15 protein-coding genes are annotated in these 11,929 nt (G+C 50.1%); 6 read left to right on the top strand and 9 right to left on the bottom strand.

The genetic code is table 11. The features are described from left to right. The first annotated feature begins 65 nt into the window (after window positions 1–65). Window positions 66–920 carry an MBL fold metallo-hydrolase gene (locus tag RB297_RS25345; RefSeq protein WP_096776390.1) on the top strand — a complete coding sequence of 285 codons (855 nt, stop codon included), beginning with the start codon at window positions 66–68 and terminating at the stop codon, window positions 918–920. A gap of 112 nt (window positions 921–1,032) precedes the next feature. Beyond that, window positions 1,033–1,635 (top strand): YitT family protein, encoded by a 603-nt coding sequence (locus RB297_RS25340; RefSeq protein WP_036659917.1) that lies wholly within the window; start codon window positions 1,033–1,035, stop codon window positions 1,633–1,635. A gap of 106 nt (window positions 1,636–1,741) precedes the next feature. On the opposite strand, the gene RB297_RS25335 is transcribed toward RB297_RS25340, so the two are convergent. The 3 genes from RB297_RS25335 to RB297_RS25325 all read right to left on the bottom strand — a co-directional run bounded on the left by RB297_RS25335 (window position 1,742) and on the right by RB297_RS25325 (window position 3,806). After that, window positions 1,742–2,413 (bottom strand): bifunctional 2-keto-4-hydroxyglutarate aldolase/2-keto-3-deoxy-6-phosphogluconate aldolase, encoded by a 672-nt coding sequence (locus tag RB297_RS25335; protein ID WP_096776389.1) that lies wholly within the window; start codon window positions 2,411–2,413, stop codon window positions 1,742–1,744. A 65-nt stretch (window positions 2,414–2,478) separates the two neighbouring features. Continuing rightward, entirely contained in the window at window positions 2,479–3,441 is a 963-nt protein-coding gene (locus RB297_RS25330) for a sugar kinase (protein WP_096776388.1), read from the bottom strand. A 158-nt stretch (window positions 3,442–3,599) separates the two neighbouring features. Next, window positions 3,600–3,806: a DUF1657 domain-containing protein gene (locus RB297_RS25325; protein WP_009595791.1), complete on the bottom strand. Its 207-nt coding sequence runs from the start codon at window positions 3,804–3,806 to the stop codon at window positions 3,600–3,602. Between the two features lie 161 nt (window positions 3,807–3,967). Here RB297_RS25325 and RB297_RS25320 point away from each other — a divergent pair, with 161 nt between their 5' ends. Further along, on the top strand, window positions 3,968–4,828 hold the full coding sequence (locus RB297_RS25320; protein WP_096776387.1) for a DUF421 domain-containing protein: 861 nt from the start codon (window positions 3,968–3,970) through the stop codon (window positions 4,826–4,828). 167 nt (window positions 4,829–4,995) lie between these two features. Here RB297_RS25320 and RB297_RS25315 read toward each other — a convergent pair whose 3' ends face one another. The 6 genes from RB297_RS25315 to RB297_RS25290 form a co-directional block, all read right to left on the bottom strand. Then, window positions 4,996–5,079, bottom strand: a complete 84-nt coding sequence (locus RB297_RS25315) for a putative holin-like toxin (protein WP_223260591.1) — start codon at window positions 5,077–5,079, stop codon at window positions 4,996–4,998. A gap of 285 nt (window positions 5,080–5,364) precedes the next feature. Then, a complete protein-coding gene (locus RB297_RS25310) occupies window positions 5,365–6,480 on the bottom strand; it encodes a GerAB/ArcD/ProY family transporter (RefSeq protein WP_096776386.1) in 1,116 nt (371 codons plus the stop codon). Window positions 6,481–6,513: 33 nt separating this feature from the next. After that, window positions 6,514–6,717, bottom strand: a complete 204-nt coding sequence (locus tag RB297_RS25305; protein WP_096776385.1) for a hypothetical protein — start codon at window positions 6,715–6,717, stop codon at window positions 6,514–6,516. Between the two features lie 11 nt (window positions 6,718–6,728). Beyond that, window positions 6,729–7,895, bottom strand: a complete 1,167-nt coding sequence (locus RB297_RS25300; RefSeq protein ID WP_096776384.1) for a Ger(x)C family spore germination protein — start codon at window positions 7,893–7,895, stop codon at window positions 6,729–6,731. Beyond that, the gene (locus RB297_RS25295) at window positions 7,895–9,355 is read right to left on the bottom strand and encodes a spore germination protein (RefSeq protein ID WP_096776383.1); all 1,461 of its coding nucleotides are present in this window, start codon (window positions 9,353–9,355) and stop codon (window positions 7,895–7,897) included. The genes RB297_RS25300 and RB297_RS25295 overlap by 1 nt, the downstream gene beginning before the upstream one ends. Window positions 9,356–9,560: 205 nt before the next feature. Continuing rightward, on the bottom strand, window positions 9,561–10,088 hold the full coding sequence (locus RB297_RS25290; RefSeq protein ID WP_009595805.1) for a DUF2062 domain-containing protein: 528 nt from the start codon (window positions 10,086–10,088) through the stop codon (window positions 9,561–9,563). A gap of 234 nt (window positions 10,089–10,322) precedes the next feature. On the opposite strand from RB297_RS25290, the gene RB297_RS25285 reads away from it, so the two are divergent. From RB297_RS25285 to RB297_RS25275, 3 genes are read left to right on the top strand one after another with little or no spacing between them, the layout of a single operon-like run. Then, window positions 10,323–10,673, top strand: coding sequence for a PadR family transcriptional regulator (locus RB297_RS25285; RefSeq protein ID WP_090909122.1), 351 nt, complete (start codon window positions 10,323–10,325; stop codon window positions 10,671–10,673). A 2-nt stretch (window positions 10,674–10,675) separates the two neighbouring features. Beyond that, window positions 10,676–11,356, top strand: a complete 681-nt coding sequence (locus RB297_RS25280) for a permease prefix domain 1-containing protein (RefSeq protein WP_096776382.1) — start codon at window positions 10,676–10,678, stop codon at window positions 11,354–11,356. After that, window positions 11,353–11,925 carry a DUF4825 domain-containing protein gene (locus tag RB297_RS25275; RefSeq protein ID WP_096776381.1) on the top strand — a complete coding sequence of 191 codons (573 nt, stop codon included), beginning with the start codon at window positions 11,353–11,355 and terminating at the stop codon, window positions 11,923–11,925. Before RB297_RS25280 ends, RB297_RS25275 begins: the two co-directional genes overlap by 4 nt. The last annotated feature ends 4 nt before the right edge of the window (window positions 11,926–11,929 follow it).

Here is an 11,929-nt window from a genome sequence, read left to right as displayed (position 1 = left end):
ATTTCTACTGGGTACGTCATGGTATAATCGAGTCATGTTAGGAACAGGAAGGAGAGAGGACAGAGATGAGAGAACAGAACAGCAGCAGCCGGGGGCCGGAGCAGCTGATCGATGAAATCAACCGGACGTCTACAACCGATGGGATGGCGGCCGTTTGGTTTTTGGGTCAGGAGAGCGTTGTCCTGAAGGGCGGGGAGGTCGTCATCTATATCGACCCTTATATGTCAGCCGACCTGGAACGCAAAGCGGGATTTCAGCGCGCGTTTCCGGCTCCGCTGCAGCCGGAGCATATTACGAATGCAAACATGGTCCTGATCACCCATGAGCACGATGATCATATGGATCTCGGAACGATTGCGGTCATCGCCAAACAGAATCCGGAAACAGCGTTTGTTGCGCCGGCATGCTGCCATGAAGCGATGCGCGGTGCCGGCGTGGCGCCGGAGCGGCTGTTTGCGGCCGTATGCGATGAATGGCAGCAGTTTGACGGCTTTCGTCTGATGGCGATTCCGGCTGCCCACGAGACCTTGGATGAGCATGAAGAGTTTGGACACCGATTTGTCGGTTACCTGGTGGACATCCAGGGCGTGTTGATCTACCATGCGGGAGATACCGTAGTCTATCCCGGATTGGTGGAAAGGCTGCAGGCGCACTCCATTGATATCGGGATGGTGCCGATCAATGGGGGAGATGCCTTCCGCCGGAAGGACGGCATCGTCGGGAACATGGGCTTCCGGGAAGCCGCGGAACTTGCCGCAGCGTCGGCATTCGATTTGACCATTCCGATGCATTACGATATTTTTCCATGGAATGGAGAGAAGCCGGGGTACTTCGTGGATTATTGCTATGAGAATCATCCGTATATGAAAACCAAAGTGATGGCGCGCACCGAGCGTTTGCTTTATGTAAAAGCCGAATAAGCGATAGACATTCCGATGGAATTTTTTTTCAAATGCGGGACAGCGAGTTCGCAATTTTTCGAAATGACAAGCATATGAATAAGACATGCCTTTATAAATGGAGATGTGGGATATGCTGTCATTTCGAAAACATGTCATTATCGTGATCGGAAGCTTTCTGATCGCGATGGGGACCAATTTTTTTCTTGTCCCGCATAAAGTTCTGGATGGCGGAGTTATCGGGATTGCTCTGATCGCCAACTACGTGTTTGACCTACATATCGGATTCGTAATCATTTTGTGCAGCATCCCCATGTTTATCGCCGCCTGGATGTTAAATCGCGAAATCTTTTACAATAGTCTGTCAGGCATGCTGATATCTTCGTTTGTCATCGATTTGCTCTCCCCGTTGCAAACGGATTTTTTGCGTTTTTTTGCTCCCCATGTGATTATCAGCGCGCCCATAGGCGGTGCGTTGATCGGGGCCGGGCTAGGATTGATGCTGAGGAATGATGCAAGCACGGGCGGAACGGATCTGTTGGCTCATTTTCTGGCAAGGTATTTGCCATTGAATGTAGGCGTCATTATTTTGCTGATGGATGCCGTCATCATCGGATTCGGAGGCGTTCTGCTCTCGGGAAGCACCTTTGTGTACTCCATTCTGACGATTGTTGCAGGCGGTTTTACAACGGGCATGATTACACAGAAACGATGGTTCGGAAAGAGAAGGATCTAATAACAGACAAGCCTATCAAGATCGACTTGATAGGCTTGTCTGTTATTTATGAAGATGAACATGCAGCGAACGCCATCTATGAACTACTACGGCATGTGCATTAAGATTATTTATGGGAGGTTTGAGCTTCCTTAAAGGCGTGGATATAAGCACGGGCCTTCTCCGTAATCAAATTGAAGTCTCCGCTCTTAAGCGCGTCTTTGGTCAGATCGGACCCGATTCCGACCGCGAATGCCCCGGCCTTGATCCATTCATGCAGATTGTCCAGATTCACGCCTCCGGTCGGCATGATATTGGCCTGCGGCAGCGGGCCCTTCAGAGAAGGTATGACGGACGGAGAGTACAGATTACCCGGGAAGAGCTTAACGACATCGACTCCAAGCTCAAGCGAGGCCACGATATCATGGACGGTAACGGCACCCGGCATGACCGGAATGCGATATCGGTTGCAGAGCATAATCGTATCGCGGTCGAACCCTGGGGAGACCACGAACTCGGCACCGGCCAGGATCGTGATTCTGGCCGTTTCTGCATCCAGAACCGTACCGGCTCCGATGATGGCATAGTTGTCCGCTTGCGGGTCTTTGGAAGAGTACATTTTGGATAACGTCGTAATGGCTTCCGTAGCGAACGGTACGGTCATGGTCACCTCGATGACCTTGATCCCGCCTTCAATCGCGCGTTTGGCAATCTCTACAACCTCATCGGGAGAATCGCCGCGCAGGACCGCGACAACGCCAGCCTGATGGATCTGTTCGATCAGTTTCAATTTTTTCATGTTATACACTCCTTCTTAATCTATGCATTCTATTAGATGATGGCTTGATATCCAATCATAGCGGGTCAACGTTCGATATGGGCGGCATTTCCTCGCCGCTGTTGAACTTCCTCCCAGGTCGGAAGCGCTTCCCAGTCACCTGGGGCTTGGATGACCAGGGATCCGGTTAATCCGCCTAGGGACAAGGCCTCTTCCGGTGTCCAGCCTTTGGCGATGCCTGCCAGGAAGCCTGCGCAGAAGCCGTCTCCCGCGCCAACGGTATCCACTACGTTATCCACGCGCTCAAAAGGAAGGGAGTAGGTCCCGGTTTCCCGAACAATAACGTTGTTTCCGTCGAAACTCTTGATCACGGACATGCCGGGGAGCTGACGCAGACGGTCCAGGATCACCTGCTCGTCTTCCGTTTCGAACAACAGCTTGCATTCATCATAGCCAGGGAGGAAATAATTACAGCTTTCGGCAAGCTCCAGCAATACGGGGCGAGCCTCCTCAATGTTCCACAGCTTCAGCCTGAGGTTCGGATCAAAGCTGATCTGGACGCCATGCGTTTTGCATACGGAAATGACATGCCGTATCGTCTCCAGGCAGTTGCTGCTTAAGGCGGCGGTGATGCCCGTGAAATGGAGGATGCGGGCCTTGGCTATGTATTCGGAGTCTACATGGTCCGGCGTCATTTGGCTGGCGGCAGAGCCTTTGCGGTAGTAATAGACGGAGGATTGACCGCGAACGTTCTGTCTCAGCATAAGACCGGTCGGTGCAGCATCCGTTTGTCTGGCGCTGGAAACATCGACCCCTTCACCTCGAAGCGTTTTCAAAATGCCGGTTCCGATCGGATCGTTGCCGAGCTGGCCGAACCATCCGCTGCTGCAGCCAAGCCTGGAAAGCCCGATGGCGAGGTTGCTTTCGGCGCCGCCGAAGGACTGGGCCATGGTTCCTCCCTGGCCAATGCCCCGTGTGCCTTCGGGATATAATAATCCCATCGATTCGCCGAACGTGATGACATCGATAGGACGCATACCATTATTCATAGAATTTACCCCCTTATATACAGTCTCCGTTATTAACACTTTACCCTGATGGTGATGATAACTCAATAAAAAATAACACAATGTAAATAACCTCCTATCCGGGAAAGATAGGAGGTATGCATGGGCTTTCAGCATAGGAGAAAGCAAAAAAACAATGCTTAGAAACCTTTATACTGAGGCTCTTCCTGTTCAAGCTGCTGAACCCGCTGGGCTACTTGGTCTACGACTTGCTGCGTTTGTTGTGCCGCGGTAGTGAACAGATCCTTGGCATTTTGATCTTGCGTAGACAGCGCAAATTGCTCAAGGCTGGCCTGAGCGCTTTTTAAGGATGAGAGGCATGTTTTCACATCGGAAGCTACGGTCATTGGTTTTTATCACTCCTTTCATGCGTAATAATGTACGCATTTTGGAGAAGAACATGCATGAAGCATGGCAAGGAAAATAATGGTGTGATTTCAATTAGGATATTTGACAATAATCTATATAGTGATTGCTATGTCATTACATCGAAAGGAAGGTCGTTGTTGTGCCTCAATGGTTGGAAATCGTACTTAGAACCGTATGTGCCGTGGTCGTGCTGTTCCTGATGACGAAAGTGCTTGGCAAGCGCCAGGTGACGCAGCTATCTTTTTTTGAATATTTAACAGGGATCACGATCGGTAGCATAGCTGCCTATATATCCTTGGATCTGGAAGCAAACTGGTATTTAGGGCTCGTGGCTCTGGGCGTCTGGGTTGCCTGCTCGCTTCTCATCGAATTCCTGCAAATCAAGAGCAAAAAGGCAAGGGATTTTATCGATTTTAAATCAACCGTGCTCATTCAAGGCGGCAAGATATTAGAAGATAATTTAAAGAAGGAAAGGCTGTCGACAGACGAGCTGATGCAGCAGCTCCGCAAAAAAGACGTGTTTCAGGTCGCCGACGTGGAGTTTGCCATCATGGAATCCAGCGGTGAGATCAATGTCCTGCAGAAGCGTGAAAGTTTGCCTTTGACTCCCAAGGATCTAGGCATACAGGTAGCGCCGGAAAAACCTGGGCAGGTAGTGATCATGGATGGCGAGGTCATGGATGAACCGCTGCGCGTTTCGGGCTTCAATCATGGATGGCTGGTGGAAGAGCTGGACAAGCAGGGCGCAAGGATCAAGGACGTATACCTTGCTCAAGTCGATACCTATGGACAATTAACCGTCGATTTGTATAACGATCAGATCCAGGTGCCCCAAAACGAGGAACGGAAGCTCTTGTATGCAAATTTAAAGAAATGCCAGGCGGATTTGGAATTGTTCAGTCTCAGCACGAAAAGTAAGAAAGCCAAGAAAATGTATGAGGAGAGCTCCAAACTTATGGAGAAAATTTTAGCCGATGTACAGGCGATTCTGAAGACGTAATGGATGTCGCCGAGTCATAAATCCGCAAAAACCGGAATAGGATATTTTTGTGTATCACAAAAGGAGCCGGTTGCCGCCGACTCCTCGTACAGCAGATCTTCGCCCGCAAGGTGGATATTTGCTTGCAACCAGACGTAAGAAATAGATTCATCTGTTCCAGGACGGGTCTATTTCTTATTATGGAAGGCAAGGATCGAAACGACCAGAGTGGCGAACGAAATCATTAAAGCCAAAGCTTCATTCACGCCCATGCCGATCACCTCCTGCTGCCACCCTTGCTTAGCTGGTCTACTGTACTATATAATATGCCAATTGCTTACAATAAAAGAACCTTTTTGTAGGAAGCGCTTACATAAAATGTTGGTTTTTTGACGAGATCAGAAAGCATAAACATCGGAGGTTTATCATACTTTCCGAGAAAATTTCTCCTTAACATGTTGATCCGTAAGAGGGGAGCGGCTGACGGCCGCTCTTTTTCATGCTGAATTTCGAAAGACGAACAGGATGGAAGGCGGTTCATTACAAGTTCAAGACTCTCAAGCGGGTTTATGATCAGGCTTTGGTCTTGGTTTTGGCCTACGCTTGCGTTTACGGAAAAGGGAAGCGACCCAATAGAAAATCGGGATTAACTCCATAAGAACAAAGAACATCGCCATCCCGAAGGAATTGAAGTCCTGGAGAAAGAGAATCGGATTTTGCGAGTATTGGTATGCAATCACCATTGCCGTTCCTCCGATGATCGCAATCAGCGGACCGTCCATCTGCTTCAGGTTTAGGAGCTTCGCCAGACACCTAGTGCTCACGTGGATGAGGAAGGCGCTGTGAAAGAACATCGAGCTGCTCCATAACCCGATGATCAGCGGATCGGAATTGCCAAGGAACCCGCTGGCTGCACGCATTAGTTCGACGAGCGGATACTGCAGCTCGCGCCCCAAATAGGGTCCGAAATTCAGCAGGGCCGAAGCCCATTGGAGCATCACGGCTACCGTGACCAATAGTCCCGCCGTTGCAAGGTTGCGAAAGGATTTTTTATTGAATTGGATATAGGGAGCCAGAAAGAGGAACACGAGCCATTCCGCGAAGAATGAAAGGCAGAACAAGCTGTCCATGAGCGCAGAACCATAATTGTGATGCCTGACCATCGCAATCATCATATCGAAATGCGCTTCCTTAAAGAAAAACATATTCATGGACACAATGGCAATGACGATGACGAGAAACAGCCCGTCGGAAATATAAATCATCGTCTCCATGCCCCATCTAGCCGTAACCATCACGACAAGGCCCACAATCAGGAGGACGAACCATTGTGGGGACTCCCGCATATAATTGGTATCGAAGAATAATGTGAAACCTTCGATATCCATTCCTATGTAATTGATTGACCAGAAGAATACCAAAGCGACAATCGGAAAGTGGATCCATTTGCTGACCAGGGCGCTGCCGAATTCGATCCAGGGTTTCCGTGGATCCCACTGTCCGACCTTCAGCATAAACCAGAGGAAGATCAGGCTGATCGCATAACCGCCCAGAATCGCGGCCCATCCCAAATAGGCCGAATTCCACAAGAGGGGACTGATCAGAAATCCCGTAGGTATGGCATTAAGATAGACAAATCCGAAGCGGAACAGCTGCCAAGGCGTATTGCGCATGCGGGTTTGTACCTCCTTTCGTTTTTTTAGATGTTACAGCCCATCCAGCCAGCCGAACAGCAGCATGATCAGATGGTTGGGGGTGAGCCACTCGTGAGTGTACAAGGCGATAACATTCCAGACGGAAAAGGCAAGGATCAGAATGAGCATGGTCCATTTTTCACGGGGAGACCTTACCTTTTTCTTCGCGAAGTACCATTCCGTCAAGGCGTATACGAGGAACACAAGAGCCAGCATGGCATGCCTCCTTATTTCGGATTCCTTTTGAGTACGGCCCCGAAGTTTCGAATCTTGATGTCGGTAACCACCTGAATCTCCACTTCGTTCTTGTAATAGTCGGACCAGTTGGAGCGAACCTTCTGCCAATGATCGGGATAGTTCCAGTCGACCAGCATTCCGAGCTGCAGGACGTCTGCACCGACCCGCTGCGAGGTATGGAGGGCCTTTCTGAGGTGACCTGCAATGAGTTCATTGAGCTCATGCTCAATAAGCTCTTTCGCCTGAAGGGTATCCAATTGCTTATGATTTTTTTTGTACACCACATCTCCTGTCCCGCTCAGCTTGACGGTGAATATCGGATGGCCCGAGACCATGCGTACGGATTTGCTGGAGCGGGTTGAAATCAGGAAAGCGCTGGCTTTTCCTTTTTCATCCCATGAAACGGTATACAGGGGGGCTTTTAATTCGTTCACTCCCCAACTGACGGCAAGCGACTCTTCCATCGGAAGGGTGGCTACCAGCTTATGTTGATGAAACAGCGCCGTGCCTTGAATTCCCGTCCACGGCTCCAGTCTCTCCTGGTCAGCAACCATTGGCTTCATGCCGGCCGCCAAATAGGTCAGGGCATACCCTTGATTGGCCGATTCGGCATAGAGGCAATCCTTCAGGTTTGTAGTGATCATGTTGTGCTGGTCCGCAAAGCGAGTGAGCACCTCCGAAGGCATCTGTTCAAAGACCGGCGTCAGCTCGGCGACTTTTTTCGCGTCTCCGGGCGCAACCATGATGTAAATACTCATATTCGTTGTCGGTTCTCGCTGGAGCAAATCCATCAGCTCCTCTAATCCGGCTTCTGCGTAGCTCTTGCCTACGACAACAACCTTGGTGTGGCTGAAGTCGAAGCGCCGTGACAGATCCCGTTGGATCAAGTGGAGGGCATCCTGCACGGTAGTGGAGGATTTGGTTACCATGGCATACGGATCTCCACCGCCCTTCCCGCCTGCTTGCCGCCCGGATGTTAGCCGGTTCGGCAAGGGAGCGCTGATTGTAACTTCCACGCTTCCGTCTTTCTGGCTTTTATTCACGTACATGGCAAATACAAAGGTTTGCTCGTTGATCTCAACCTTGGTCAGGTTGAAGCCGCAGCCGGTCAACAACGATAATGGCAGCAGAATTTTCAACCATTTGAGTAGAAGCATTATCGTTTTCGTCTCCTTAAATTGTTGGATGATGCATAGGTTTTAGGCCTGTTCTTCATCAGCATGGACGGCGCCCGCACGAAGGTGTCCTTCCATTCCGATAAGACAAGAGGGGCAACGGGCAGCAGGTACGGCGTATTGAACGACTTCAGGGAAGCCATATGTCCGTACACCAGGAAGGCGGCCGTAAACACGCCGATCAGACCGAGCGTTCCTCCAAGTATGAGGATAGGAAAGCGCAGCAAGCGGAACGCCAGCCCCAGCTCGAAGTGCGGAATGATGTAAGAAGCGATGCCCGTTATCGAAACCACGATGACCATGGGGTTCGATACGATCCCCGCTTCCACCGCGGCCTGTCCGATGACAATGGCGCCGATGATGGATATCGTCTGCCCGACGGGCTTCGGGATACGGGTCCCGGCTTCCCGCAGCGCTTCAAAGGTCAGTTCCATGATCAGCGCCTCCGCTAAGGCGGAGAACGGTATGTTTTCACGCGATGCGGCTAAGGTGATCAGCAAATCGGTTGGTATGATGGATGGCTGAAAAGTTGTGATAGCGACATACAGGGCAGGCATCAATAATGAAATAATCGCGAACATGAACCGGACGACCCGAATCCAACTGGAGGAGAAGAAGCTGTGATAATAATCCTCGGACGACTGCAGCAGGGAAAATAGGGTGACGGGCACGATCAGCGCCGACGGCGTTCCGTCCTGCATGATGCCAACCCGGCCTTCAAGTAGGGACGCGGCAACGGAATCGGGGCGTTCCGTGTATTGAAACTGAGGAAAGGGGGATTTTACGCCTTCCTTCATTTGCTCGGACAAGGTGCTGATCCCAAACGTCCCGTCGATGGACATGCTGCTCAGCTGCCGGTCCACTTGAGCAACGATTTCAGGTTTGCACAAACCGTCGACATACACCATGTACACGGCGGTCTTGGAGTAGTCGCCGATCTGGTAGCGCACGGTTTTGAGATCCGTATGTTTGATTTTGTGCCGGAGCAGCGATAGATTTGTTCCGATGTCTTCGATAAACGCTTCCTGCGGTCCGTTCACGACCAGCTCGTTCTGAGATTCCGAAACCGCCCGCTTCTGATACAAGACGATGTCGAACAAATAAGCCTCCGCCAATTGTTCCACAATCACAACGGCTCTGCCTTCAACGATCATATCGGCAATATACTCGGCCGAGGAAGAACGCTCGAACGGAACCGACAGCATGTCTCCGCGATCCATGCGGTCAATGAAATTAAGAAAATCATGCTGAACCTTCGCGGCTTCCTTAATCAACGGTTTGACGATGTATTCATGCAGGGTGCTGATATCCACGATAGGCTCAATGTAGATGACGGTACACGTTGATCCATGGAGACGCAAGGATTGGTAGATGACATCTTCGCAATGTTCCAGCCGCATTTTAACAGGATCGAGCAGCGCGGGCCGTACCTTCGATTTCATTGAAACTTCCCTCCTTTGCCGGTATATAGTAAGGCGCATCCTCTTTAGAATGCCGTACTTTTAGCAACTTATACCGAATTTTCCAGAGATAACGGCTCAGAGCTGAAGGGGAAATCACGAATAGACCGAGACATTTGAGTTTGAACGGTATAAAAAAAAGCGCCCGGAATAGAATTCCGGGCGCTTTTACAGGGGGAGCTTCGGGCTAAGGCTTCGATTTTCCTCTGCGAATGGATTCTTTGATCTTGTGGAGCAAGGGTTTGCGGTAGACGGAGAGCATGATTCGCAGCAAAATGTAAAGAATCAGCGTAGAAAGAACGCTGTTGATCAAGGCGCCGACGAGAAAGTTAACGCCCATGTCGCCCAACCTGCCGAAATGGTCCGTTTCAACGATATAATCCGTCTCCGGAACGGGAACCGTGAGCGCATCTTCGATTTCGAAGGTCGCCGGAAACGTAGTGAACAGGTGCACAAACACGCCGATTCTATAGTTTAGATAGAACAGGATCGGCCACAAGACGGAGCCTGCGGAGGCCGCAAGGAAGGCGGAGGGGATGTTCCCCCTTACCATGCGAGCCAGCAGCGGAGCCAGCAGCAGATCGATGCCAAAGGTGGGATACCAGCAAGGGAAGAAGCCGACGGCAAAGCCGAGAGCGATCCGATGGTCGCTATTTTGCATGCGAAGGGTCCGGAGAATATAGTATTTCAGACGTCGAATGTATTTATGAAGCAAAACCGTTTCCTCCTGCGGGTACTGATGGGATATAGATATACTGGGATCTCTTGCGCAGCATTCTATGGGATCCTATTTATAATAGGAAGAACTTTCAAGAATTATATAGTAGACGCTCGCAAACCGTCAATCCAAAGAAGAGCGTAATGGAATATATGCGTGTAATATTACTTTGACATGCATAGTAATGTGCGTTATATTATACCCATTCCATCCGTTAGGAGGTTCGGGTATTTGATTGAACCCTTACATAACAGTGACTTGATACGCGGCAATATTGATACCTTTATTTTGCATGTGCTATCAGATGGAGACAATTACGGCTATCAGATCATTAAGGAGATCGCGATTCGAAGCGGGAATCGATTTGAACTGAAGGAGCCTACATTGTATTCAAGTCTGAGGAGGCTGGAGAAGCAGGGATTGATACGCTCCTATTGGGGAGAAGAAACTCAGGGCGGGAGACGCAAATATTACAATCTCAGCCAGGAGGGAATGAAGCGTTTGCTGCGCAACCAAGAAGAATGGAAGGCGGCACGCGAGATTATCGATGTTCTGATTGGAAACGGAAAGGAGCTGAAGTAGCAATGACCAACAGGCATGACCTCGAGATTTTTGTGGATCGCCTATTCGCGAATCAACGCAAAACCAAGGAAGTTGTCGATCTGAAGAACGAGGTTCTCAGCAATTTGGAGGCGCGGGTCACGGATTATATGGAGAACGGTATAGCATATCAGTCGGCGATCAGTCTGGCGATCGAAAATATGGAAGACATCGAATCTCTGATTGACGACAACCAGAAAATTTACAGCTACCGTTTCCGTCATGACCTCCTTCAGAGCGCCCTTATTTATTCCTTGCTGGCCTGGATCGCTACCATTCCGGCCCGGTTTTTGCCAAACGGGATATGGGTGAACACGCTCCTCCTGTGTTTGGCTGCATTAACCGGTGCGGCGTATCTTTCCATGTCACGGCATCTCAAACGGTATGAAAAGCAGACAGCCGTCATCAATGCAGGCAAATTGAACCGATGGAGCAAGTGGGCATGGTGGCTGTGGTCGATATTTATCGTGGTTATCTCCATGTATACCTTCGTGATTCAATACGGCAGCGATTTATGGTTTGGGCGAGAACTGTCGGTCGATGGGCCTTATTCGTTCTACGTGACCGTCATGCGGTATGTTATCCCGATGACGTCGGTCATCATTCCGCTGCTGGTACAGAAAGCTTATAAACTAACGTTTCAACTTGAGGTGAATGAACCATGAGCAGAAAGAATTGGCTGATCGTTGTCCTGCTGCTTATCGGCATCGGGGGCATGGTGGCGCTGGAGGGATACATTAAGCCCAAGGCACATGAACAAGCGGTTCAGTATGAAGCGGAGCAAAATGATCCGTTGACACACGATATACGGAATTCGCTGAAATTCGCCAGCCCATATATGGGCAATGCCGGGAACCTGATCAATTTGAATGCTTCGCTTCCCATGCGTGACATTGAGCGCACATTTCAGCTGTATCCGGAGGAATTGACGGCCGAGCTTCGGTTCAAGTCCAGGGTCGGCGATCTGAAAGAGGACATGCTGAAGCAAACGCTGGTCTATAATTCCACTGCGAATTTTGCCATGATTGATAATTTGGATACACTGATCTTCAAGTTTGAAGACCGGTCCTTCACCATCCGTCGGGATGAGGTGGAGGCATGGTATGGCATCGGGACGGGTCTTGCGTCCTTGAGGGAAGCCGTGACATGGGAGAAGGAAGTTCAAGCCCGTCTTCACGATAACAAGTATGTCAGTGAATACGTAGATAATCTCATCGAGATCAAGAATCTATAGAGCT

The organism is Paenibacillus sp. CR_12, from assembly GCF_041953985.1.
In the GTDB taxonomy this organism is placed as follows: Bacteria; Bacillota; Bacilli; order Paenibacillales; family Paenibacillaceae; genus Paenibacillus_AQ; species Paenibacillus_AQ lautus_A.
Note: the sequence above shows the minus strand (reverse complement) of the source record. Positions and strands in the feature narration are given on the sequence as shown.